This window comes from Streptomyces sp. NPDC008150 (assembly GCF_042956945.1).
Lineage (GTDB): Bacteria > Actinomycetota > Actinomycetes > Streptomycetales > Streptomycetaceae > Streptomyces.
The window spans coordinates 311,623-335,824 of sequence record NZ_JBIBHJ010000002.1 but is presented as its reverse complement, the minus strand read 5'-3'; the positions used below and the strand labels follow the sequence as shown (position 1 = coordinate 335,824).

General features: G+C 74.7%; 20 protein-coding genes and 1 pseudogene. 16 read left to right on the top strand and 5 right to left on the bottom strand.

Features of this window, described 5'->3' with window-relative positions; genetic code table 11:
• Nucleotides 1–126: 126 nt before the first annotated feature.
• Complete coding sequence (locus ACFZA0_RS07535; RefSeq protein WP_391013543.1) at nucleotides 127–894, top strand: hypothetical protein; 768 nt, start codon at nucleotides 127–129, stop codon at nucleotides 892–894.
• 44 nt (nucleotides 895–938) lie between these two features.
• On the opposite strand, the gene ACFZA0_RS07530 is transcribed toward ACFZA0_RS07535, so the two are convergent.
• Complete coding sequence (locus ACFZA0_RS07530; RefSeq protein ID WP_391012863.1) at nucleotides 939–1,784, bottom strand: prephenate dehydratase; 846 nt, start codon at nucleotides 1,782–1,784, stop codon at nucleotides 939–941.
• Nucleotides 1,785–2,355: 571 nt separating this feature from the next.
• Entirely contained in the window at nucleotides 2,356–2,913 is a 558-nt protein-coding gene (locus ACFZA0_RS07525) for a MarR family transcriptional regulator (RefSeq protein ID WP_391012861.1), read from the bottom strand.
• Nucleotides 2,914–2,962: 49 nt separating this feature from the next.
• On the opposite strand from ACFZA0_RS07525, the gene ACFZA0_RS07520 reads away from it, so the two are divergent.
• The 8 genes and pseudogenes from ACFZA0_RS07520 (at nucleotide 2,963) to ACFZA0_RS07485 (ending at nucleotide 10,940) form a co-directional block, all read left to right on the top strand.
• On the top strand, nucleotides 2,963–3,949 hold the full coding sequence (locus ACFZA0_RS07520; RefSeq protein ID WP_391012858.1) for an EamA family transporter: 987 nt from the start codon (nucleotides 2,963–2,965) through the stop codon (nucleotides 3,947–3,949).
• Between the two features lie 235 nt (nucleotides 3,950–4,184).
• Nucleotides 4,185–5,120: pseudogene (locus tag ACFZA0_RS07515) on the top strand (lysozyme); the annotation flags it as partial.
• 39 nt (nucleotides 5,121–5,159) lie between these two features.
• Nucleotides 5,160–5,546, top strand: a complete 387-nt coding sequence (locus ACFZA0_RS07510; protein WP_391013541.1) for a peptidoglycan-binding protein — start codon at nucleotides 5,160–5,162, stop codon at nucleotides 5,544–5,546.
• Nucleotides 5,547–5,773: 227 nt separating this feature from the next.
• A complete protein-coding gene (locus ACFZA0_RS07505; protein ID WP_391012856.1) occupies nucleotides 5,774–6,544 on the top strand; it encodes a D-Ala-D-Ala carboxypeptidase family metallohydrolase in 771 nt (256 codons plus the stop codon).
• Nucleotides 6,545–6,643: 99 nt separating this feature from the next.
• Nucleotides 6,644–7,495 (top strand): methyltransferase domain-containing protein, encoded by an 852-nt coding sequence (locus tag ACFZA0_RS07500; RefSeq protein ID WP_391012854.1) that lies wholly within the window; start codon nucleotides 6,644–6,646, stop codon nucleotides 7,493–7,495.
• A 134-nt stretch (nucleotides 7,496–7,629) separates the two neighbouring features.
• Nucleotides 7,630–8,517 (top strand): SDR family NAD(P)-dependent oxidoreductase, encoded by an 888-nt coding sequence (locus ACFZA0_RS07495; protein ID WP_391012852.1) that lies wholly within the window; start codon nucleotides 7,630–7,632, stop codon nucleotides 8,515–8,517.
• A gap of 171 nt (nucleotides 8,518–8,688) precedes the next feature.
• Nucleotides 8,689–9,612, top strand: a complete 924-nt coding sequence (locus ACFZA0_RS07490; RefSeq protein ID WP_391012849.1) for an alcohol dehydrogenase catalytic domain-containing protein — start codon at nucleotides 8,689–8,691, stop codon at nucleotides 9,610–9,612.
• A gap of 191 nt (nucleotides 9,613–9,803) precedes the next feature.
• Entirely contained in the window at nucleotides 9,804–10,940 is a 1,137-nt protein-coding gene (locus ACFZA0_RS07485) for a DNA glycosylase AlkZ-like family protein (RefSeq protein WP_391012847.1), read from the top strand.
• A 13-nt stretch (nucleotides 10,941–10,953) separates the two neighbouring features.
• Here ACFZA0_RS07485 and ACFZA0_RS07480 read toward each other — a convergent pair whose 3' ends face one another.
• Nucleotides 10,954–12,513 (bottom strand): aminotransferase class V-fold PLP-dependent enzyme, encoded by a 1,560-nt coding sequence (locus tag ACFZA0_RS07480; RefSeq protein WP_391012844.1) that lies wholly within the window; start codon nucleotides 12,511–12,513, stop codon nucleotides 10,954–10,956.
• Nucleotides 12,514–12,812: 299 nt separating this feature from the next.
• Here ACFZA0_RS07480 and ACFZA0_RS07475 point away from each other — a divergent pair, with 299 nt between their 5' ends.
• The 7 genes from ACFZA0_RS07475 to ACFZA0_RS07445 all read left to right on the top strand — a co-directional run bounded on the left by ACFZA0_RS07475 (nucleotide 12,813) and on the right by ACFZA0_RS07445 (nucleotide 21,160).
• The gene (locus ACFZA0_RS07475; RefSeq protein ID WP_391012841.1) at nucleotides 12,813–13,265 is read left to right on the top strand and encodes an ATP-binding protein; all 453 of its coding nucleotides are present in this window, start codon (nucleotides 12,813–12,815) and stop codon (nucleotides 13,263–13,265) included.
• Nucleotides 13,266–13,432: 167 nt separating this feature from the next.
• Complete coding sequence (gene lanL, locus ACFZA0_RS07470; RefSeq protein WP_391012838.1) at nucleotides 13,433–16,264, top strand: class IV lanthionine synthetase LanL; 2,832 nt, start codon at nucleotides 13,433–13,435, stop codon at nucleotides 16,262–16,264.
• Between the two features lie 76 nt (nucleotides 16,265–16,340).
• On the top strand, nucleotides 16,341–16,463 hold the full coding sequence (locus ACFZA0_RS07465; RefSeq protein ID WP_391012836.1) for a hypothetical protein: 123 nt from the start codon (nucleotides 16,341–16,343) through the stop codon (nucleotides 16,461–16,463).
• Between the two features lie 85 nt (nucleotides 16,464–16,548).
• Nucleotides 16,549–16,680 (top strand): hypothetical protein, encoded by a 132-nt coding sequence (locus ACFZA0_RS07460; protein WP_391012833.1) that lies wholly within the window; start codon nucleotides 16,549–16,551, stop codon nucleotides 16,678–16,680.
• A 130-nt stretch (nucleotides 16,681–16,810) separates the two neighbouring features.
• The gene (locus tag ACFZA0_RS07455; RefSeq protein WP_391012830.1) at nucleotides 16,811–17,467 is read left to right on the top strand and encodes a flavoprotein; all 657 of its coding nucleotides are present in this window, start codon (nucleotides 16,811–16,813) and stop codon (nucleotides 17,465–17,467) included.
• Complete coding sequence (locus ACFZA0_RS07450; RefSeq protein WP_391012827.1) at nucleotides 17,448–19,232, top strand: ATP-binding cassette domain-containing protein; 1,785 nt, start codon at nucleotides 17,448–17,450, stop codon at nucleotides 19,230–19,232. Before ACFZA0_RS07455 ends, ACFZA0_RS07450 begins: the two co-directional genes overlap by 20 nt.
• On the top strand, nucleotides 19,229–21,160 hold the full coding sequence (locus ACFZA0_RS07445; RefSeq protein WP_391012824.1) for an ATP-binding cassette domain-containing protein: 1,932 nt from the start codon (nucleotides 19,229–19,231) through the stop codon (nucleotides 21,158–21,160). Before ACFZA0_RS07450 ends, ACFZA0_RS07445 begins: the two co-directional genes overlap by 4 nt.
• A 35-nt stretch (nucleotides 21,161–21,195) precedes the next feature.
• On the opposite strand, the gene ACFZA0_RS07440 is transcribed toward ACFZA0_RS07445, so the two are convergent.
• Together ACFZA0_RS07440 and ACFZA0_RS07435 are read right to left on the bottom strand one after the other, a co-directional pair.
• Complete coding sequence (locus tag ACFZA0_RS07440; RefSeq protein WP_391012820.1) at nucleotides 21,196–23,925, bottom strand: LuxR C-terminal-related transcriptional regulator; 2,730 nt, start codon at nucleotides 23,923–23,925, stop codon at nucleotides 21,196–21,198.
• Between the two features lie 87 nt (nucleotides 23,926–24,012).
• Nucleotides 24,013–24,138, bottom strand: a complete 126-nt coding sequence (locus tag ACFZA0_RS07435) for a SapB/AmfS family lanthipeptide (RefSeq protein ID WP_391012817.1) — start codon at nucleotides 24,136–24,138, stop codon at nucleotides 24,013–24,015.
• Nucleotides 24,139–24,202 lie beyond the last annotated feature (64 nt).

Genomic DNA, 24,202 nt, shown 5'->3' with positions numbered 1-24,202 from the left:
CGCACCACGTTCCGTCCGCGAGCGGCCCGGTCCCGAAACTGTTCGTGTGGTTCGCGCTCTTCCGTTCGTGGCCATCTCCGTAGGTACCATGCGCAAACGTCGTCCACCATGAAGGAGTGAATGGTTGTGACCAGCCAGGCAGTTGAGACGCTCCGGTCGCGCTACGCGGCACAGGTCGCCTCCGACCTTGACGAGAACCATCGCCTTCAAAAGGAACTCGCCGAACGGATAAGGGTGTTGGAGCAGGAGGAGGCTCTCCTGGTGAACATCCTCAAGCTCGCGGAGGAAGACGGGAACCCTGCGGAGGTGCCGCCCGCGACGAAGTCCGGGAGCGGCGCGCCGCTCCCGGCGCAGGCCGCCGTCCCGGCAGTCGCACCGGCAAAGACCGGGTCCACGTCCGCGTCCAGGCCCAAGACCGCCACCAAGTCCTCGCCCAAGTCCTCGCCCAAGCCCGCGGCCAAGTCCGCCTCGAAGGAACCCCGTTCGCAGCGTCAGGCGTCCGCGACGGCACCCCCGCCGGTCGTCGCCGAGAAGCCGGGCACACCGGGGACCACCGTGAAGCCGGCGAAATCGGCGAAGTCGGCCAAGGCCGCGAAGGAGACCCCGCGGCAGCCCCTGCTGGGAGCGCTCCTGCTCGACCTGCTCGCCGCTCACAACGAGCCCCGCCTGGCGAAGGAGTTGCGCGACGAACTCATGGAGAAGCTCCCGGAGCGCAAACCCACACCGCAGGTCGTGCGGAACACCCTGGAGTCACTGGTCGCCAAGGGGCGCATCCGGCGTCACAAGCAACAGCGTTCGGTGATGTACACGGTCATCGAGACCGCCAAGGGCTCCGCCGACCCCGTGACCGCGGGCGGGAGCGGGCAGGAGACGGGAACGGGGGAGGCCGGCTGAGCGGTCGACCCGCGGCACCCGCCGCGGGTCCGCGCGCCCGTGTCTCAGGCGACGCGTCCGCGCAGCCGGTGGGGGTGTGCCGGGTAGACGCCGAGGACCCGCACCTCGGAGGAGAAGAACCGCAGCTCCTGGAGGGCCAGTGCCACGTTGGGCAGGTCGGGGTGGCCCTCGATCTCGACGTAGAAGCAGCTCGGGTTGAGGCCGGCGCCCATCTGGTAGCTCTCGATCTTGGTGAGGTTCACGGCGCTGCTGGCGAACCCGCCGAGGGCCTTGTAGAGGGCGCTCGGGATGTTCCGCACGGCGAAGAAGAGGCTCGTCATCGTCGGCTCGTCGGTGAGGGGCGCGAAGTCGGCCTCGCGGGAGAGCACAACGAAGCGGGTGGTGTTCTCCGGGTCGTCCTCGACACCTGCCCGCAGCACGTCCAGACCGTAGTGCCGGGCGGCCGCGGGCGGGGCGAGCGCCGCGTGGCGGGGATCGCTGAGTTCCGCCACCTCGCGGGCGGCCCCCGCGGTGTCGTCGCTGACGAGCGTGCGCCAGCCGCCTTCCCGCAGGACCTTCCGGCACTGGCCGAGGGCGTGCACGTGGCTGCGCACGTATTCCACGTCGTCCTCCGTGGCCCCGGGGACGCCCATGAGGTCGAAGTGGATGGCGAGGAAGTACTCCCCGATGACGAACAGCCCGGATTCGGGGAGCAGGTGGTGGACGTCGGCCACGCGCCCGGCGGCGGAGTTGTCCACGGGGATCACGGCCAGGTCGGCGGTGCCCAGCGTGACCGCGTCGAGAGCCTGTTCGAAGCTTGTGCAGGGCAGCTCGGTGCTGCCCGGAAACAGGTTCTGGGTGGCGGTCGCCGAGTTTGATCCCGATTCGCCCTGGTACGCGACGGTCGTCACCTGGTGTCACCTTTCAAGCGGAGTCTGGCGTCCCGGCCAGCAGGAGATCCACCGTAGTCGGCCGGTCAGGGTGGTCGTCACGCTGTCCACAACGAGAGACCCGGAGCCCGTCCGGAACACGACGCCCCGACGCCCGCCCGGACACCGGGCGGCGGACGCGCGGCGGCCCCTCGGCGCGCGTCCGTGCCCCCTTCCGCCCGGCGCTGCGAGCGGTCCGCGCCGGGGCCGGGTTCCCGGCACGGGCGGAACTGCCGCAGGGCGGAGGTGAGTTCCGTGGCAGCGTCCTCCGTGACGTGGTGACCCGACTCGATCGGGTCGCCGACCGGCCGGGCGGCCGTCCGGTCCCGCCGGACGTCCAGCACGTCGTCGCCGTGGAGAGCCGCCATGTCGTCGCGTGTGACCCAGAGCACCTGTACGGGGGAGGTGGCGCGTCGCCCGTCGCGGCGGTCGGCGCCGTCGTGGGGGCCCGGTCGATGCCGAGCCCCGCCCGGTAGTCCTCGCACAGAGGCGTCGGGGTCGGCGGAGGGGATCCGTTCGGCGGGCTCGTCCGTCTGCCCGTGCGCCCCGCGGGTCAGCCGCCCTCCGCGGAGCGCGGGTTCTCCAGCCGGTCGAGCCACGACGTGAGGAGTTCTTCGAGCGCTCCCGCCTCGGTGGACGGCAGCAGGCCCAGCAGTCGGCCTTCGTTGCGCATATGGTCGCCGAACGCCTTGTCGATCAGGTCCCGTCCCGGGTCCGTGAGGGCGACGATCCGGCCGCGCTGGTCGTCGTCCGAGCGGCGGCGGGTGACGAGGCCCGCCTTCTCCAGGCGGTCGATCCGCTTCGTCATCGCGCCGGTGGTGACCATGGTGTGCGTGGCGAGTTCACCGGGGGCCCGTTCGTACGGCTCGCCGGCGCGACGCAGCGCGCAGAGGACGTCGAACTCTCCTTCGCTGAGGCCGTACCGGCCGTAGACGAGGCAGAGTTCCTGGGTCAGCCGGTCGGCGAGGCGGTGCAGCCGGCCGATGACCCCCTGCGGGGAGACGTCGACGTCCGGACGTTCGCGGCGCCAGTCGGCCTGGATCCGGGCCACGTGGTCCAGCGGCTTCCGGTCCTCGCCGCGGGCCTGGTCTTTCCTGTGCTCCAGAGGCATACCGCCCAATATAACTTCCCGGGAAGATATGTCGTGTAGCTTAGCTTCCATGGAAGCTAATTCGCGGCGCGTGGCCGTCACGGCGATAGCGCCGGTCGCCTGGGGTGCCAACTACTACGTCACGCGCGAGTTCCTGCCCACCGGCAGCCCGCTCTACGGTGCCGCCCTGCGGGCGCTCCCCGCCGGTCTCGTCCTGCTGGCGCTGTGCAGGCAGCGGCCGCGCGGCGTGTGGTGGGGGCGGTCGGCGGTACTGGGGCTGCTGAACGTGAGCGTGTTCTTCGTCCTCGTGTACGTCGCCTCGCAGTCGCTGCCGACGAGCATCGCCTCGACCGTCATGGCCGTGTCCCCGATGGCGATGATGCTCGTCGCCTGGGTCCTGGTCTCCGAACGCCCTCGCCCGGCCCACCTCGCCGGGGCGGCCGTCGGGCTGGCCGGTGTCTGCCTGATGCTGCTCACGGGCGTGGACGGGGTGAGTGTCCGCGGTGTCCTCGCATCGGCGGCGGCGATGCTGGTGTCGGCCTTCGGACATCTGCTGAGCAAGCGATGGAGCGACGACTCCGGTGCCGGCGCCGACGTGCTCGCCTCGACCGCGTGGCAGCTCACGGCGGGCGGTCTGCTCCTGCTCCCGGCGGCGGTGGTGACCGAGGGTGCGCCGCCGGCGCTCTCCGGCCGGGCGCTGCTGGCCTTCGGCTACGTCTCGCTGATCGCGACGGCCGCGGCCTTCGTCGCCTGGTTCGCGGGGCTGCGGCGGCTCCCGGCGGGCACGGTCGGGCTGATCGGACTGCTCAACCCGGTAACGGGAGTGCTGCTGGGCACGGTGCTCGCCTCCGAGGTGCTGACCGTGCAGCAACTGGGCGGCCTCGTCATGGTGTTGGCGGGCGTCGTCCTCGGTCGCCCTGCGCGCCGGGCCGGGCGCGGCGCCGGGCGCCTCCGGAGCGGCGTCGGTCCGGACGTCCCCCGGCCGCCCGGCGGGGCGGCCCCCGCCGGGGGATGTCCCGCCGAGGGGAGTCCCGCCGGAGATCCGGCGTCGACGTGACGCCGATGCGCGCGGAGTGAATGTGCAACCAACTCGTCCTGGCCTCCCGCTACTTGGGAATTCGATTCCGACCGTGCCGCGGCTCGCGGCCTGGTGGGAGGCTGGTACGGACCTGCCGGTTCTCTGCGCGTAGATTCATGGGCCGCCGGCCCTTCCCGGGGGCGTGGGGGCGCTTCTAGGATCGGCCCTGTCATGTACGCGCCGTGACGTCTGTCCCCCCATTCGGAGATCCCCCATGCCCGGAAACAGACAGGCTCGTCCCCTCGCCCTCGCCCTCGCCCGGCTGCGGCCCCGGCTCCACCCCCACGGACTCACCGGTTCCCTCCGCCGCGCCGCGGCCCTCCTCGCCCTTCCGCTCGGTGTACTGCTGCTCCTGCTCGCGGTGCCCGGCCCGGCGTCGGCCGCCGGCGGCTCCGCCGGTCCCGCCGCACCCTCGCCCGCACCGCGTCGCGGCTCCGCCCACGCGGGCAGCTCGCTCGACGGCACGGTCTCCGCCGCCAGGTCCGCCGCCACGGTCGACGCCGTCGAGGCGGCCGCCGCTGCCGCCGCCAACCCCGTCGGCCTGGACGTCAGTTCCTGGCAGGGGAACGTCGACTGGGCCACCGTCGCAGCCGACGGTGCCTCCTTCGCCTACGTCAAGGCGACCGAGGGCGTCAGCTACATCAACCCCTACTACAGCCAGCAGTACACCGGTTCCCGCGGTGCCGGCCTGATCCGGGGCGCCTACCACTTCGCGCTGCCCGACGTGTCCGCCGGTGCCGCCCAGGCGGACTGGTTCTTCGCCCACGGCGGCGGCTGGACCGCCGACGGCACGACGCTGCCGCCCGCGCTCGACATCGAGTACAACCCGTACGGAGCCTCCTGCTACGGGCTGAGCCAGAGCGCGATGGTCACGTGGATCAAGGCGTTCAGCAACGAGACCCACGCACTGAGCGGCCGGTACCCGATGATCTACACCACCACCGACTGGTGGACCACCTGCACCGGCAACAGCAGCGCCCTCGCCGCCACCAACCCGCTCTGGATCGCCAGGTACTCCACCGGCGTCGGCACTCTGCCCAACGGCTGGGGCGCCCAGACGATCTGGCAGTACGCCGACTCCGGCACCTTCCCCGGCGACCAGAACGTCTTCAACGGGAGCACCGCACAGCTCCGGGCGCTCGCCCTCGGCACCGGCTCCGGTACGGGGACGACGACCGCGTGGCCGACCGTGAGGAGCGGCGCGACCGGGCAGACCGTCAAGACCGTCCAGTACCTGCTCAACGCCCACGGCGCCGCGCTCACCGCCGACGGCGACTTCGGCACGAACACCTACAACGCCGTCGTCGCCTTCCAGTCGGCCAACGGACTGACGGCGGACGGCATCGTCGGACCGCTCACCTGGGCCCAACTCGTCGTCACCGTGCAGAAGGGGAGCAGCGGCGCGGCCGTGTCCGCCGCGCAGAGCGAACTGAACGCGAGCGGGGCCGCGTTGACGGTGGACGGCGCCTTCGGCACGGCGACGTACAACGCCGTCGTCGCGTTCCAGTCCGGCAAGGGACTCACCGCCGACGGCATCGTGGGACCGCTGACCTGGCGGGCCCTCGTGGCGTCCTGACCCGGCGGGCGGCCCAGTGCCGCCCGCCGCCGCAGCGCGGCCGGGGCGGCGGCGAGGCTCCCCCCTCGCCCCGCCCCGACTCCGCTGCGCCCGCCCCCGTCCGCACGCCGTCCGCGACCGACCGTCTCCGACCGTTCGTCGCCGACCGGCCCTCCCCGGGTGCGGCTCCCGTCACATCCGTCGTCGCGTCCCGTCGTTCCGTCGTCCCGTCCGTGAGGAGCCCGTCCATGACCACCACCCCACGTCCCGGTCCCGACCGCCGGACCGTCCTGCGCCGCGCTCTCGGGGTCACCGCGGCGGCCGGTGCCGCAGGCGCCCTCGGTCTGGGCCTGTCCGCGCCCGCCTCCGCCTACAGCTGGCCCGGCACCCTGACCCAGGGGTCAACGGGCGCCGCCGTCACCGAACTTCAGGTCAGAGTGGGCGGCTGGGCGGCCGCCAGTGCCTCGCAGACGTACGTCGCGGTCGACGGTGCCTTCGGTCCCGGTACGGCCGCCGCGGTGAAGCGGTTCCAGACCGCGTACGGCCTCGCCGTCGACGGGATCGTCGGTCCCGCGACGCAGGCCGCGCTCAACGCGCTGGAGAGTTCGGACGGTTCGACCGTCCACTTCGAGTTCAGCGAGTTCCACTCGCACGACGGCGCCGGGTTCGGCGGCGGCAACGTCTCCGCCACGCAGGTCAAGGAGAACATCCGGCGCCTGATGTACAAACTGGAGGCGCTGCGCAAGAAGGGCGGCAACCGGGCCGTCACCGTCAACTCCGGTTTCCGCAGCACCTCGTACAACGCCTCGGTGGGCGGTGCCTCCAACAGCATGCACACCTACGGGGTCGCCTCCGACGTCGTGGTCTCCGGCCTCTCCACGCTCTCCGTGTACCGCATCGCCGAGACCTGCGGCTTCTCCGGACTTGAGACGTACTCGGTGTCCTGGCAGCACGTGGACAGCAGGATGCAGTACCCGTACGGCTCCCAGTTCTGGTGGTGGGAGGACGGGGTGGCGTAGGACGCAGGCGGGCCCTGCGCGCGACCGCGCCCCTGCCGGCCCGAGCCGTGGCGCGGTCGCCGGGGCGCGCGGGCAGGCGCGTCCCCTAGCCTGCTGCACATGCCCGACAGCACTGCCCGCCCCGGCCGCGACGACAGGCCGGAGGAGGCCCGACGCCGGCAATTGAGCCGGACCTTCGACGAGGACGCCGAACTGTACGACCGGGCCCGGCCCGGGTACCCGCCGGAGCTGTACGACGACCTCGCGGAACTCGCCGGAGCGGGACCCGGCGCCCGTGTGCTGGAGATCGGCTGCGGAACGGGTCAGGTGACGGTGCCGCTCACCCGGCGGGGTTGCTGGATCACCGCCGTCGAGGCGGGGCCGAGGATGGCCGCCGTCGCGCGCCGCAACCTCGGCGGGGTCGGGGCGGTGGAGGGCCAAGTGGAAGTGATGACGGCGGAGTTCGAGAACTGGCCGCTGCCCGACCAGCCGTTCGACGTGGTGCTCTCAGCGACCGCGTTCCACTGGATCGACCCCTCCGTACGCGTTCCCAAGGCGGCCGACGCACTGCGTTCCGGGGGTGCGCTCGCCGTGGTGCGCGGTCAGCATGTGCGGGGCGGCACCGAGGAGTTCTTCGCCGAGGTCCAGCGCTGCTACGAGCGTTTCGACCCGGCCACGCCTCCCGGCCTCCGGCCTCCCGAGGCCGCCGACGTCGACAGCGCGGACCACACGGCCGAGGTGGCGCGCGGCGGCCGGTTCGGCCCGGCCGTCTCACGCCGCTACGAGCAGGATGTCACGTACACGACCACGGAGTACCTGGACCTGCTGCGGACCTTCTCGGGCCACCGCGCGCTCCCCGGAACCGCCAGGGACGGCCTGCTGCGCTGCGTCGGGAACCTGATCGACGGCCGGTACGGCGGTCACGTCACGAAGCGGAGCCTCATCGAGCTCACGGTGTCGAGGAAACGCTGACCTCTCCCGGTTCCCGGCCGCAGCGTCCCGACCGTGCACACGGTCCCGCCCCGCGCCGACCATGCGTTTTCCGCATAGTGGGTGTGCCGAACTCTCGTTGGACTCATGCCTGCCGGGTTCCTACCGTGGCAGGCATGAAGACCTCGCGCATCGCCCTCGTCACGGGCGCCAACCAGGGGCTCGGTCGCGCTCTCGCCGAAGGGCTCGCGGCACGCATGGGCCCCGCCGACCTGGTTCTGCTCACCGGCCGCAACCGCGACCGGGTCATGGCCGCCGCCGACGAGGTGGCGGGCCTCGCCGACAGCCGGGCACGTGTCGAGGGCCGGGTCCTCGACGTCACCGACACGGACGCGGTGGCCCGTCTCGCCGACGACGTGGCACGGGAGTACGGAGGAATCGACGTCGTCCTCTCCAACGCGGTGGCCCGGCTGCTGCCGCAGGACTCGCAGTCCGAGCGGGCCGACGAGTTCATCGACGTCTCCAACACCGCCACGCACGCGATCCTGCGCGCCTTCGGCCCCGTCCTGCGTCCGGGAGGGCGGCTGATCGTCGTGGCGAGCAGCCTCGGCACGCTCGGGCATCTGGACCCGCGGCTGCACCACCTGTTCGACGGGGCGACCCTCGACCAGGTCGAGTACGCCGTCGAGTCGTGGCGCCGCGCCGTCCACGACAAGACCGCCGCGGAGGCCGGCTGGCCCCTGTGGCTGAACGTGCCGTCCAAGGTGGCGCAGGTCGCCGCCGTGCGCGCGGTGGCGGCGGAGCGCCGCGAACTCGACCTCGCCACAGGGACGTTGGTCGCCTCCGTGTGTCCCGGCATGGTCGACACCGCGACGTCCCGGCCCTGGTTCAGCGACTACAGCCAGGCCCAGTCGCCCTCGCGGGCGGCGGCACACGTGCTCGACCTGGTCTTCGCGGACCACGTCGATCCCGCTCTCTACGGCGAACTGGTCCGCTTCGGCAAGGCGCTGCCCTGGCACGACGGCACCCCGCCGGTCGAGCAGGACCTGCTGCTCACACCCTGACCGGGGTGCCCCGGGGCACGGCCGTGCGGACCGCCCGTTCGCGCGTGGCGCAGGGGAGGGTCCGGTGCGCGTGCCTGGCAGACTCGCAACGGCACAGTCGCCGCAGCCGCAGGTGGCGGCGTCCCTACCCCGCTGGTGGCGGTCCAGCCGGCGCCGAGATCGGAGCGAACGATGAAGGCAGCCCGTTTCAGCCGGTTCGGAGGCCCGGAGGTCCTGGAGATCGTGGATCTTCCCGATCCGCGTCCGGGTCCCGGCCAGGTCCGGATCGCGGTGCGGGCCGCGGGCGTCAACCCGAGCGACTGGAAGAAGCGCGCGGGCCTGATGGACGAGGGGCTTCCGCAGACTCTCGGGTACGAGGCGGCGGGCATCGTCGACGAGCTGGGGGAGGGCGTCGAGGACGTGGCCCTCGGCGACCGTGTCTTCGGGTTCTCCGCCGAGGGCGCGGCCCAGGCCGAGTCGGCGGTGCTGTCCCACTACGCGCCGATCCCGCTGTCCCTCGGCTTCCCGGGCGCCGCCGCGCTGCCGGCCGCCGTCGAGACGGCCACGCGAGCGCTCGACCAACTCGGCGTCGGATGCGGCAGCACGCTGCTCGTCAACGGCGCCTCCGGAAGCGTCGGCAGCGCTGCCGTCCAGCTCGCGGTGGTGCGTGGCGCCCGGGTGATCGGCACCGCGAGTCCGGCCAACCACGAGTACCTGCGCTCGCTGGAGGCCGAGCCCGTGGCTTACGGCGAGGGCCTCGTCGGACGGGTCCGCGCACTCGCGCCGGACGGGGTCGACGTCGCCCTCGACGTCGCGGGCAGCGGGGTGCTGCCGGAACTCGTCGAGCTCGCGGGAGACGCGCGGCACGTCGTGACGATCGCCGACTTCGCGGGCGCACGGGAGCACGGGGTGCGGTTCAGCAGCGGTGACTCCGGCAGGGCGTTCCACGCGCTCGCGCAGATCGACGAGTTGACCGAGTCGGGCCGTTTCGCGCTCCCGGTCGCGGCGACGTTCCCCCTCACGGAGATCGCGGAGGCACACCGGACGGGAGAGGCGGGCGGCGTGCGCGGCAAGCTGGTCCTCGTCGTCGATCCGCCTGTGGGACAGCCCGGTTGAGACCGAGGGAGGAGGCGGCGCCGGCTGGACCGACCGCGCGCCGCCGTCTCCTGCCCCGGCGTTGACGCCGCCGCCCCTGACGGCCCGGAACGGAAGGGCTGCGCGGGCCCGCCGGTTCGCCCGCTGCGAGGCGGGGCAGGTGAGCACAGGGAAGCCCGCGGATTGTCCGTACCCGGCGGCATAATCCCGGCGTGACCCTCTCCACACGACAGCTCGCCCTCGCCACCCTCGACCGCCAACTGCTGCTCGAACGCGCCCGTCTCGACGTGGCGGAGGCGGTGCGGCGGATCTGCGCCGTGCAGGCGCAGTCGCCCGCGTCGCCGTACCTGGCGCTGTGGAACCGCGTCCAGGACTTCACTCCGGAGGACCTCGACGCGGCGTTCACGCGACGGCGGATCGTGAAGGCGACCCTGATGCGGATCACGCTGCACGCCGTCCACGCCGAGGACTACGCGCCCTTCCACGCGGCCATGACGAGGAGCCTGCGGGCGTCGCGGTTGTACGACCGGCGGTTCACCGCCACCGGTCTGGCCGCCGAGGACGTCGACGCCGTGCTCCCGGACATCGCCGTCCTGCTCCAACGGCCGCACACCGGAGCGGAATTGGAGACCGAGCTCACGGACCGCTTCGGCGAGCACGCCCGGCGCGTGTGGTGGGCGCTGCGCACCTTCGCCCCCGTGCAGCACGTGCCGGCCGGTGGCCCCTGGTCGTACACCCTCCCGAACGTCTACCGCGCGTCGCCGACGGCACGAGGCGGCGCGGTGACGGAGGACGCCGGTGTCCAGTTCCTGCTGCTGTCCTACCTGCGGGCGTTCGGGCCCGCCTCGGCCCAGGACTTCGCCCGGTTCACCCTGCTGACGAGCCCGATCGTGAAGAGCGCGCTGGCGGGGCTGGGCGACCGGGTGGTCCGGGTGCCGGGACCGGGGCGCGCCGCTCTGTACGACCTTCCCGGGGCCCCTGTGCCCGACGAGGACGTCCCTGTTCCGCCGAGGCTGCTGGCCATGTGGGACAGCACGCTGCTCGCCCACGTCGGCGGGGGCCGCCTCGTGCCGCAGGAGTACCGGTCCCTGATCGTCCGGCGCAACGGCGACGTACTGCCCTGCGTGCTCGTCGACGGGCAGGTCGCCGGCGTGTGGCGTGCCGTCGAGGGCGGTCTGGAGGTGACCTCGTTCCACAAGCTCGGCAAGGCGGCGTGGCGCGGTCTGGCCGACGAGGCGGCGAGCCTGCTGACGATGCTCGCCGCCCGCGAACCGGAGGTCTACCGGCGCTACCGGCACTGGTGGGACAAGGGGCTGCCCGGCGCCGAGACCGTGCTGCTCAAGGGGTGACGGGGCGAGGCGTTCAGACGCGGAAGAGCGAGCCGATGAACTCCGCCAGCAGCCGTTCCTTCAGCCGCGGCGGCAGCGCGTCCAGCAGGGCCAGGACCGGCGCCATCCTCGTCGGCAGCCCCGTCTCGCCGGTACCGAGACCGGCGAACGCGAGGAACCCCGCGACGTCCTCCGGGGTGAGGGTGTCCGGGTCGAGGGTGGCGGCCAGTTCGGCCGTCCCCGGGTCCACGGTGACCGGTTCGTTCGTCCGTGCCGCCGCGACCGACGCGGCCAGGTCGGCCAGCAGCGCCTCGACCCGGTCGACCGTCGCCGGGGTGAGTGTCAGGTGCAGGTTGGGCGGCAGGCCGTCGAAGGACAACTGCGGCTGGAGGTACCAGCCGCGCTCGCGCATCTCGTCCGCCACGTGCAGCACGAGCCCCAGGTCGGGTGCGCCGTCCGCTCCCGCGACGGTGAACGCGACGAGGCTGCCCGCCGGTTCGCCGAGCACCCGTATGCCGTCGGTCGCCCTCAGACCCGGCAGCAACCGGTCGGCGGCCAGGGCCACCCGGCCCGCGAGCGCCGTGTAGCCGTCCTCGCCGAGATGGTTCAGGACCGCCCACGCCTGCGCCAGCAGCCCGCCCGACTTGGTGCCCTGCACGGTCGGGTTGACCACGGGGTAGCCCGGCCAGCCCGCGTACGCGAAATACTGGTGACGTCTCAACTCGGCGTCCCGGTAGAGGATCACGGACGCGCCCTTGTCGACGTACCCGTACTTGTGCAGGTCCACCGAGACGGACGTGACGCCGGGCACCGACAGCCCGAACGGCTCGACCGTGCGTCCGGTGCGGGCCAGGAAGGGCAGGAACCAGCCTCCGATGCAGGCGTCGACGTGGCACAGCACGCCCCGTCCGGCCGCCGCCCCGGCGATCTCGGCCACCGGGTCCAGCACCCCGTGCGCGTACGACGGGGCCGACGCCACGACCAGCACGGTCCGTTCGGTGATCGCGGCGGCGACGTCGGACGCCACGGCACGGAAGGTCAGCGGGTCCACCGGGACCGTCACCGTCTCCAGGCCCAGGTAGTGCGCGGCCTTGTGAAAGGCCGCGTGGGCCGTGGACGGCAGGACCAACTCCGGCCGTGTGACGCCCCGTACGCTCCGGGCGTGGTCGCGCGCGGTCTTCACGGCGAGCAGGATCGACTCGGTGCCGCCGCTCGTGAACGTGCCCTGCGCGCCGGGGGCGCCGAGCACCGCCGCCACGGCGCCCACCACGTCGTTCTCCAGCCGCGCCACACTCGGGAAGACCGTCGGGTCGAGCCCGTTGACCGTCGCGAACGCGCCGTACGCGGCGGTGGCCAGTTCGTCGACCTCCGGCAGACCCGGGTCGTAGACGTACGCGAAGGTGCGGCCGCCCCGGGTGGGCGCGTCCGCGCCGCGCAACGCGCGCAGTTCGGCGAGCAGTTCGTCGGCGGGGCGGCCCGCGGGCAGGGCAGGCACGCGGGTGGGGCCGGGCGCGTCGGCGCCGACGGCGGGTGACGCGGCGGTGGCCGGCCCGGCGGCGGACTCGGCGGGCACGGGGGAGGGGCGCGACGACATGCGGGGATCTTCGGTCACGGGGCGCCCCGGTGGCAAGCGTCGGTCCGGCGCGAGGTTCCGTGCACGCCGCCGCCGCGGACCGACCGACCGGGCGGCGGCGGTGCCGACGTCGCCCCGGCCGCCTTCCTCCCCGACCGCCGCACGCGGGGCATGTCCCGCCCCCGGACACGCACGGGCTGGCGGACCCCGGGCCGGGCGGGCTCCGCGTGCCCGTGGGCCGTCCCCGGCCGGACGGTACTTCCATCGGCCGAAAGCGGGTACTCGCCCCCTGCACCTGTTGTCGGGCCGGAGGGAAGACCGTGGGCGACGATTCATCACTGAGGGCCGTTGGCTGGGCACGCTCGCTGCCGGTGAGCAGCGGCGTGAAGACGGCCAGGGACTGGACGCGCCGCCACCTCGACACCCTCGGCTGGGCGAAGACGTCCCCCGACACCGTCGACTCGATCCTGGTGGCCGTGTCGGAACTGGTCACGAACGCGCACGTGCACGCGCGGGACACCGCGCAACTGGTCCTCACCTGGGACAGCGAGTGCCTGCACGTCACCGTGCACGACTCCTCGGCACACCTGCCGGAACCCCGCGAGCCCACCGACGACGGCTTGGGCGGTCGCGGCATGCTGCTGGTCGACGCCCTCGCCGACACCTGGCAGGCGTACTCGTGCCCGACCGGCAAGGACGTCACCGCCTGCTTCCGGCCGCCCCGGCCCCCGTCCGCCGAGGCGGAGTCGGGGAGCCGCACCGCGGACCGGTAGCGCCCGGCGCGACGGCGTCGGCGCCCTCGGCCCGCCCTCCCCGGACGGCGCCGGAGGCGATGTAGGGGTTTCCCCAATGCTCACCCCACGGCCCGCGCACCACAGTTGGTGCCGCCGGGACCGCACACCCCCGAGTGCCGGACCGGCCCGGGAACCGGAGGTGTGCCGTGTCGTCCCTTCCGCTGCGGCTGTTGGTGGGTGCCGTTCTCGACGAACTCGCGCCCGCCGACTGGGAGACGACGGAGGACGGCGTCTGGTGCCGGGTCACGTGCGCGTCGGCGCGCGAACGTGTCCAGGGCTGGAAACTGCACGTCTCGGCCACCGCGCTCTCCGCCCCGCACGTCCTGTACCGGGCCGCCCGGGTGCTCGTCGCGGAGGGGTGCTCCTTCAAGTACGCCCGGACCGTCGAGCTCGCGGACGAGATGACGTCGGCCTCCTACGACCGTGCGCAGTGCGGGAAGTTCCTGACGGCCTATCCCGCCGACGACGATCAACTCCGGCGGCTCGCGGAGAAGTTGGACCTCGCCACGGCCGGGCTTCCGGGTCCCGCGATCCTCTCCGACCGCGCCCTGCGGCCCGGCAGCCTCGTCCACTACCGCTACGGGGCGTTCGCCGGCGTTCCCGTCCTGAACGACGACGGATGCTTCGAGGCGCGACTGCGCGAACCCGGTGGCGCTGCCGTCCCCGACGCGCGCAAGCCCTGGTTCTGTCCGCCGGCCTGGACCACCGCACCCTTTCCCGGGCCCGCCGCCCGCTCCCGCACGGCCCCGGCCGCACCCGCGCCGGTACTGCTCGACGAGCGGTTCGTGGTGAAGGAGGCCGTACGGCACTCGGCGCGCGGCGGTGTGTACCGGGCGCTGGACGAGCACACCGGTGCCGAGGTCGTCGTCAAACAGGCACGCGCCCACGTGGGCGGACACCTCACGGGTGACGACGCGCGCGTGCTGCTGCGGCGCGAGGCGGCGATGCTCACCGCGCTTTCCGGCCTCTGCCCCGAGGTCGTGCACCAGTTCGAGAAGGACGGGCACGCGTTCCTCGTCATGGAGTGCGTCTCCGGGCGCACCCTGGCCGCCTGGGTGCGCGAGCGCTGCGCGGACCTCGGGCCGGGCGTGGACGCCGGGGCCGCCCTCGCGCTCGCCTCCCGGCTCACCGCGCTGCTGGCCGGGGTGCACGAACGGGGTTACGTCTACCAGGACTTCAGCCCGAACAACATCATGGTCGGCGACGACGGACGGCTCAGACTCGTGGACCCGGAGTGGGCGGCACCGGCCGGCACCTGGACCTACCGGGCGTTCACCCCCGGTTTCGGCGCGCCCGAACAGCGTGGTCCGCTGCGCCGGGGTCCCGTCCACGGTCCGGCCGTCGACCTCTACGCCCTCGGCGGCGTCCTCTGCTACCTGGCCACGGGCGTGGTGCCGGCGTTCGCGGCGGACGACGAGGACCGCCCGGCGGTCGACCGCGTGCGCACCATGCTGGCCATGACACGCGCCGAGCGGCCGGCCGTCGTGGCACTGGAACCGGCGGTGCTCGGCCTCCTCGCGGAACGGCCCGAGGACCGCTGGAGCCTCCGGCGGCTCGCCGGGTTCCTCGACCGCCGGAGGACGACCGAGGCCGACAAGTGGACTGCCGAGCAACCGAGTTCGGCCTCCGCCGAGCCTGTCCGCGAGGCGGTGCCGGCGCGGGGGACGGCCGGCGGAACGCGGTCCTCGGCACGGGTGACCGATCACGGCAGCCTCGCCGAACTGCTCGCCGACGGACTCACGTACCTGGACCGGGCGGTCCCCGCCACCGCGGACGGCCGTGCGGACCGTTGGGCGCCCGGGTCCCCGCCGGAGGGCGACGGCGCAACGGCCGCCGGCACTGCCCGCGCCACCGGCACCCCCTGGCGCCGGGACGGCTTCGCCGCGTCGACCGACCCGTGTGCCGTGCAGCACGGCACCGCCGGTGTGCTCGCGGTCCTCGACAGTGCGGCCGGGGTTCTGCACCGGCCCGACCTGACCGCCGCCGTCGCCCGGCTCGCGCGGTGGACCGGGGACCGCGCCCTGAGCGTGCCCCGCGTCCTGCCCGGCCTCTACTTCGGCCGCTCCGGAACGGCCTGGGCCCTGCACGCGGCCGCCGCCCGCCTGGGCGACGAGAGCCTGGCGCGCACCGCCGAGCAACTCGCCCTCGCGGTACCCGTCCGGTGGCACAACCCGGACGTCTGCCACGGTGCCGCGGGTGCCGGCCTCGCCCAGGTGTACTTCCACGACGCGACGGGGGACGAGGTGTTCCTCGACCGCGTCACCGAGTGCGCGGACGGCCTCGTCGCCGCCGCGGAGACGGCCGGCGGCCGGACGGTGTGGCCGGTGCCCCGCGACGCCGACTCGCAGCTCGCGGGGGCACGCCACCTCGGCTTCGCCCACGGCGTGGCCGGCATCGCCTCGTTCCTGCTGGAGGCGGCGCGGGTGACGGGAACCGAGGCGTACGCGGATCTCGCCGCGGCGGCCGGTGACACCCTGGCCGCCGAGGCCGAACGGGGGCCGTGGGGTGCGCGCTGGCGCCCGGACCTGGACCACGAACCGGGCACCGGCCTCCTCTACAACTGGTGTTCGGGCTCGTCGGGCGTCGGCACCTTCCTGCTGCGGCTGTGGCGGGTGACCGGGGACCGTCGGCTGCTCGACCTCGCGGAGGAGGCGGGCGTCGCGGTCCACCGCTCCCGCTGGACGGCCTCGACGGCGGCCTGCCACGGGATCGCCGGGGACGGGCAGTTCCTCCTCGACCTCGCCGACGAGCTTCCCGGCGGCGACCACGCCGACCGGGCCCGCGACCTGGCGGACGTGCTGCTCCTGCGGGCGGTGCGGCGCGACGGCCTGCTCCTGGTCCCCGACGAGTCCGGCGTCGCGCTGAACCCGGACCAGCAGACCGGCGTGGCCGGCACGGTCGCGTTCCTGCTGCGGCTGGCGCACGGCGGACCCCGTCCGTGGACCCCCGGCGCACTGTCCGTGCCCGCGTCAGCGTGACGTCCGTCGGCCCCCTGGCGGCCCGGCCCCCCGATCCGCACCGCACCCGCGGTGTCCGTCACCCGAAGGGAAACCCATGGAAGCCGAACTCGAAGCGCTGCAACTCCTCCCCGCCGGCGAGGAGGAGACCGCCATTGCATGCACCTACACCTGCGGGGTCTCGTGCAGCCCCGGCGGCACCTGCACCGTGACGGGCTGACGCGCCCGCACGTCCCCCGGCACCGCGCACCGCGCGCACCGCACCCCGTCCCGCACATCTCTCGCCCCCCACTCGGAGGACCACCGTGGAACGTGACATCGACGCCCTTGAACTGCTGTCCGGCAAGGAGGAGAGCGACCACATCCTGGACACGTGTTCCGGCGCCACCTGCAACGGCGGCAACACCTGCGGGATCTCCTGCAACGTGACCAACTGAGCCACCGGGGAGGCCGGTCGGGGGCCGACGCCGCCGCCCGGCCTCCCCGCACCGCACCTCCGCAACGCCGTGCGTCCGCAACCCCGTACATCCGCAAGCCCGTACATCCGTCCCAGCGAGAGCGGTGAAGATGACCACTCCCAGCCAACCCCCGCGCCCCGTGCGGCGGGACGGGCTGCCCCGCATCGAACTGCCGCGCAAGCGCCTGCTGTTCGTCGCCTCCGGAGGCATCTCGGTCACCGCCCTGCCCGAATGGATCATGCTCGTCCGGGTGCGCTACGGATGGTCGGTGCGGGTGTGCCTGACCCGGTCCGCCGAGACGCTCGTCTCCCGCACCGCGCTGGCCGCCGTGACCCAGGCACCGGTCGCCGGACCCGACTGGGACACCTCCGCCGGGGTGGTCCCGCACAAGGAACTCGCCGAGTGGGCGGACCTGTTGGTGGTGGCACCGGCGACGACCAACTTCATCGCCAAGTGCGCCGCGGGCATGGCCGACAGCCTGGCGCTGACGACGGTGATCTGCTCCGAGGCACCCGTGCTCTTCGCCCCGGCCGTCCCCGCCCGCGCCATGGCCCGCGCGTCGGTGCGCCGCAATCTGGAACTGCTCGAACAGGACGGACATCACGTCGTGCCCTGCGAACCGGCGCGATCCGCGCACGACGGCACCACCGTCGAGGCGGGCATGCCGTCGCTGCCCGGCATCCTGCGGCACGCGGCGCAGGTCCTGTCCCCGCACGTCCCGTCCCCGGCCGAAGGGAAGGGCGACGGTGGCCTCCGCACCGCCTGACACGCACCGGCGCGGCAACCGTCTGCTCGCCGAGATCACCCGCGACACCCGCGCGTCACTCGTTCCGCTGGTCCTCGTCATGGTCGTGCGCGTCGCACTGTCCGTGGCCGTACCGGCGCTGCTCGCGTCGGTCGTCGACGGGGTCCTGCTGGGCGACGGCCCCGGCACGCCCGCCGCCCTCTGGGGAGGCGCCGTCCTGCTCGCCGCCGCCTGCGACGCGGCCATGCCGCCCCTGGGCGCCGCCGGTACCGCGCGGTCCGTCGCCACGCTGCGGACACGCGTCGTCGACCACCTGCTGAGAGTGCCCGCGCGCGACACGGTGTCCCCCGGCGAGGCCGTCACGCAGGTCACCCAGGCGGCGCCGCAGGCAGGCTCGCTGCCCACCGCCGTCGCCGGGTCGGTGGTGTCCCTCGCCGGATCGCTCGCCGGCTTCGCCGCCCTGTGGCTGATCGACTGGCGCACCGGAGCGGTGTTCACCCTGGCCGTCCCGGTGTCGGTCGTCATCGCCCGCCGTTTCGTCGGACGCGCGGCACGCGCCGACAGCGCCTACCTCGGTGCGCAGGCCGACCTCGCGACCCGCCTGCTCGGGGCCCTCGCGGGGGCGCGCACGATCCGCGCCTCCGGAACCCTGCGCGCCGAGACCCACCGGGTCCTCGCCCCGCTCGCCGACGTGTCCGCGGCCGGGCACGCGATGTGGCGGCTCCAGCGGGCCACCGTATGGCAGTTCGGACTGCTGCTGTCCCTGACGGAAGCGCTGGCGCTGGCCACCGCGGGCCTCGGCGTGGCCGGCGGCCGGCTGCCCGCCGGTGAACTCCTCGCCGTCGCCGGATACGTGAAGGTGGCCGTCGGCGCCCTCCAGCAGATCGACGTGCTGCTCGCACTGGCCCAGGCCCGCGCGGGTGCCGACCGGGTCGCGGGCACCCTCGCCCTCCCGGTGCCCGTGCCCGGCCGGACCGCCGCACCCGGCGGCCCCGGAGAGGTCCGGCTGCGCGGCGTCGTCGTGCGGTCCGCCGACGGCGAGGCGCTCCTCGACGGCGCCGACCTGGTACTTCCGGCGGGCCGGTCGGTCGCCCTCGTCGGCAGGTCCGGAGCGGGCAAGAGCCTGCTGGCCGGACTGCTCGGCAGACTCTCCGAACCCGACGAGGGCGAGGTCCTCGTCGACGGGGTCGACGTCCGCGACCTCCCGGCGGCGGACCTGCGCGCCACGGTGACCTATGCCTTCGAACGGCCCGTCCTCATCGGGGGGACCGTCCACGACGCGATCTCCTACGGCAGGCCCGGAACACCCCGCGGCACCGTGGAGGACGCGGCCCGCGCCGCCCGCGCCGACACCTTCGTGCGCCGCCTGCCCGACGGGTACGACACCCCCCTCGACCGCGCGCCGCTGTCCGGCGGCGAGCGCCAACGCCTGGGCCTCGCACGGACGTTGGCCCGTCCCGCCCGCGTGTACGTGCTCGACGACGCGACCTCCGGCCTGGACACCGTCACGGAGGCGGAGGTCACCCGCGCGGTGACCGGAGTCCTCACGGGGCGGACCCGGCTCGTGGTGGCCCACCGGGTGACCACCGCCGCCCGCTGCGACGAGGTCGCCTGGCTGCACGGGGGCCGGGTCCGCGCCATGGCCCCGCACCACGTGCTGTGGCGGGACCCCGACTACCGGGCCGTCTTCGCCGCCGCGAAGGACGCCGCCGAGCCCTCCGGCACCTCGGGCGCCTCCGTGGCCTCCGCCACCACCGTGACCGCCGAAGGAGGCCGCACCGCGTGAACGTCCGCCGTCCCCTGTTCCGTCCCGCCCGTCCGGCGACCCGGCTGCTGGTGGACTCCCTGCGCGGCACCGGCCGCCCGCTGCGCCGGGTCGCCGCCTGGTCGCTGGTCGAGGCCGCGCCGGCCCTGGCCTCCGGCTGGGTGCTCGCCGCCGCGCTCGACCGGGGGTTCCTCGTGGGCGACACCCGTGCCGGACTGTGCTGGATCGCCCTGCTCGCCGCCCTGTACGCCGTGCGCGCCCTCGCCGAACGCGCCCTGTTCGTCCCGCTCGCCGACTGCGTGGAACCCTTGCGCGACGCCCTGGTGACCCGCGTCGTGCGCACGGCCCTGCGCAGGGCCGTGGAGGACGGCGGAGCCGTCGACGCGGCGGACGTGTCCCGGATGACGAGCCAGGTCGACACCGTGCGTGCCGTCGTCGGCGCCCTGCTGCGCACCGCGCGCCCGCTGGCGGTCACCCTGGTCGCCACACTGGCCGGTCTCGCCGCGCTGGCACCGCTGTTCGCGCTGCTGGTGGCGGTGCCGCTGGCCGTGGCCCTGGGCGGGTTCGCCCTCTCGCTGCGTGCCGTCACCCGCCGCAGACGTACCGCGGTGCGGGCCGAGGAGGACATCGCCGCCCGCACCGGGACGGTGCTCGGCGCGGCCCGCGACATCTCGGCGATCGGTGCCCACGAGGCCGCCGTCGCCTCCGTCGACGACAGTGTGCGGGCGGGCGCGCGGGCCTCCGTCGCGGTGGCGGTGGCCACGGCCGCCCGCGTACCGATCGTCCTGGTCGGTGGCCAACTCCCCTTGCTGCTCATCCTGTTGTGCGGACCCGCCCTGGTGGGGCGGGGAGCCGTCGGTACCGGGGACGTGGTGGGCGCGGTCCTGTACGTGACCGGCAGCCTGGTCCCGGCCCTCCAGACGCTCACCGGCATGGTGGCCGGCCTGTGGAGCCAGCTGACCGTCACGGCGGAGCGCCTCGCCCTGGCAACGGCCGTTCCTGCGAAGGGAAACGCTCCGGCGGACGAGGGGCCTTCCGGGGAGTCGAAGCCGCCGCGCATGTCCGGCCCCGGCCCCGGTGTCGGCCGTCGCCCTGTGGGCGTCGCGGACCGTCGTCCGGAAGGGGCGGCCGGCTCCCGCCCCCCGAACCCCGCCGCGTCGCACCGCCTCATCGTCGACGGTCTCACCTTCGCCTACGGCCCCCATGCCGAACCGGTGCTGCGCGACGTGCGGTTGGACGTTCCCCACGGGGAACACCTGGTCGTCGTCGGGGCCAGCGGGGTGGGCAAGTCGACCCTCGCGTCCCTGTTCGCCGGGCTGGAACGGCCCGGCAGGGGCGAGGTACGCCTCGGCGGGCGGCCCGTCACCTCCCTGTCCGCGACCGAACGCACCGCAGCCGTCGCGCTGTTGCCGCAGGAGGCGTACGTCTTCCGGGGCACCCTGCGGGAGAACCTGTGCTACCTCGCCCCCGGGGCCGGCACCTCCGCCGTCGCGTCCGCCGTGGCGGCCGTGGGGCTGACGCCGTTGGCCGATCGTCTCGGGGGACTCGACGCGGAGCTGGCCGATCCCGCCACCGCGCTCTCCAGCGGCGAGCGTCAACTGATCGCCGCCGCACGGACGTTCCTGTCGCCGGCGCCGGTGGTCGTGCTCGACGAGGCGACCAGCCACCTCGACATGGCGGCCGAGGCCGTCGTGGAGTCGGCATTCGCGGCGCGGCCCGGCACCCTCGTCGTCGTCGCCCACCGGCTCGCCTCCGCGCTGCGCGGCGACCGCGTCCTGCTCCTCGACGGCGACCGGGCCGTCTGCGACACGCACGCGGGCCTGCTCGCGGCCGAGCCCGGATACGCCGCCCTCGTGGGCCACTGGGACGGTGACGCGGCGGAGCCCGTCGCGGTCGGTGTGGCGCGCGACCGCGTGGCGGCTGCCGGGTCGGCGCCCGAACGGCCGTGACCGGCCGGGTGATCGGGGAACGGGGACGTCCGCCGTCAGACGCCGACCGGCGAGGACGGTGCGAACGCGGCCACCAGCGCAGCACGGGAGCGGATGCCCGTCTTGCGGAAGACGCGCGTCAGATGGGCCTCCACCGTCTTCACCGACACGAACAGCGTCTCGGCCACGGCACGGTTGGACAGCCCCCGGCACACCATCGCGCAGATCTCGGCCTCCCGGGGAGACAGGCCGGGTCCCGCGGGAGGCGAGCCCCCGCCCTCGTCCCGGGCGCGCGGCCCGCGAGCGCCGAGCGCCCGCTGCACGGCGACCGCCGCCCGGCGCAACGGTGCCGAACCGGTCGGCTCCGCACCGGACTTGGCGAGCCCGGCCTGGACCGCCGCCTCCCGCAGCCGTCCCGCGCCCATGAGACGTTCCGCGAGGTCCAGCCGTACCCGGCACTCCGTCAGCAGGCACCCACTGTCCGCGCTGAGCCCGGCGGCCCGCGCCAGCAGAGTCACCGCCTCGTCGTCCGGAGCCACGGCGGCCCGTGCACGGAGCGCGGCCACCTCGTGCGTCGGGATGTGTACCCGCAGTGCCTCGGCGTGGGCGCGTGCGGCCCAGGCGTGCGCGGCGCCGGACCGTCCGGCGGCGGCCGCCGCCCGCGCGGCCAGGGACCACCAGGGCGCGTCGCCGGCGGTTTCCGCGGGGCTCGGGGCGCGGTCGGCGGCACAGCCGACGAGAAGGTCCAGGGCTTCGTCGGGCCGGTCGGCGGCGAGCAGTACGGCCGCGGTCAGGGCGACGGCCGGACGGCGCAGCGCGGCGGGAAGGCCGTCGGCGGCGCACAGGTCCCGTGCGGCGGGGAGCGCGCCGTCGGCGCCCTCGGACCACAGCAGGGCCGCCACCGAGACCCAGCGCGCGCGGTGTGCGGCACGGACCCCGCCCAGGGCGAGCGCCGCCTCCTCGGCCTCGGCCGCGGTCTCCCGAGCGGCGGAAAGGCGTCCGAGGCGTACCTGTGCCCAGGCGAACTCCGGCAGCAGCAAGGCGAGTTCGAGGGTACGGCGGCCCGCCCGCGCGCATCCGACGCCACGGGCGAGCAGGCGTGCCGCCCGGTCGGGACGCCCCGACAGGGAGTGGGCGCGGGCGAGTTGGCCGACGGCGTCCAGCCGGTCCGTCAACTCGGCGTCGGTGAGCGCGTCGACGGCCGCCCCGCCCCGTGCGAACACCGCGTCGCGGTGGGCCGCGTCCGAGGAGTGCACGGCGTCCCGCGCCAGAGCGGCGTCGACGGTCGTCCGCCACCGGGCGGCGGTGTCCGCCCCCGTGCGGGCCGCCGCCGCGGCGTGGTCGCGGGCGCCCCGGCCGTCACCGCGCTCGGCGGCCAGCGACGCGGCGCGGGCGTGCAACGCGGCGCGGGCCAGGGCTTCTTGCCGCGCGGCCGGGCCGTCGGGGGTCCGGACCGGAGCCGGGACGATTTCCACGGCACCCACCGTCCCGCCCGCCTCCGCCAGCGCCGACCGAAGTTCCGCGCGCGCCTCCCGCTCGCGTCCCGTCGCACTGTGCAGCCGTACGCGCAGGTCCGCCAGCCGCGCGCGGTCCGCGGCGGGCAGGGGCGGTGAGGCGGACAGCAGGACCCGCGCCTCTTCTTCGAACCGCGCCGTGTCCCCGGCCCGTGCCGCCGCGACGCACAGCTGGAACCTGTTGCCGGTCGTCTCCGCGCCGGTCCCGGCACCGACGCGCACGGCGGCCGCGAACCAGTCGGCCGCGGTCCGGGGGTCGGTGTCCAGCACCTGCCGGGCCGCCTCGCCCAGGGTTCGGGCGGCCGCGCCGTCGCCGGGGGCGGCGGACCGGGCGAGGTGCGGCGCCCTTTCGGGGGCCGGGGCCCCGGCCCGCGCGAGGTGCGCGGCTGCGGCGGCGTGGGCGGTGATACGCCGCCCCGGCGGCAGTTGGGCGTGGGCGAGTACCCGCAGCGCGGGATGGGCGAAGCGGAAGAGGGGGGCGCCCGTGGGGTCGGCGAGCACGAGGCGGTGCGCGGCGAGACCGTCGAGCGCGCCGAGGACGCGGGGCAGGTCCCAGCCGGTGAGCGCGGTCAACGGGGCGGGGGAGAAGCAGGTGCCGAGCACGGCCGCGTACCGCAGCACGGTCTTCTCGTCGTCGGTCGGCGCGGCGAGGGCCCGGTGCCAGCCCGACCCGGGCGGCGGCTCGGGCACGGGTGCGCACAGCCCGGTGCGCGCGAGGTCCCGCAGGGCGTCGTCGGGGAGGGGGGTCAGGGCTTCGAGCCAGCCGCGGTTGCCCGCGCCCAGCGTGTGCAGCAGCGCGCGCCGGGCCGGTCCCGTGCCGGGTGGCAGCAGCCGTGCGAGGCGTTGCGCGTCGAGCGGTTCGACCCGGAGGCGGGCGACGCGGTAGACGGCCCCCACATGTGCGGTCAGGGCGTCGTCCGGTCGGTCGGGCAGGGGTGCGCGGGTGCGGGTCCAGGCGACGACGGTGGGGACGGCGGGGGAGCGGGCCAGCAGGCCGGCGAGGGCGTCGCGCACCGGCGCGGGCGCGTGGTCGGCGTCGTCGGCGTACCGCAGCACGCCGCGCGTGCCGTGCGGAACCGGGTGCGCGTCGCCGGTGACGCCGGTGACCGCGAGGCCGGCCGCGGTGGCACGGGTGGTGAACTCGCGCAGGAGATGGGTGCGTCCGCTGCCGGGGTCGCCGGTGATCTCGACGGCGGTGGAGAGTCCCGCGACGCACGCGGCGACCAGGCCCGCGGGTGTCGGGGTCTCGTCGGACGGCTGCCGGTACGTCACGTGGCCCTCCCGGGGCGGTGGACGGGGCGGCGGCCCCCCTGCTGGGGCGGGGCCGCCGCGGAGGTCCGGCGGTGCCGGGCGGGGGTGTCAGCAGACGACGACGCTGACGTTGCTGTCACAGGCGAAGGTGCTGAAGTCGCTGGCGATGACGACGCCGTCCTCGTCGGTCACGTGCTCGGTCTCCAGTTCCTGAAGGTCGAGGACCTGCTGCATGGTGATCTCCTTGTTCGACGTTGTGCGCGACCCGGACGCCCTTGTGGCGCCCGGGGGTTCGGGG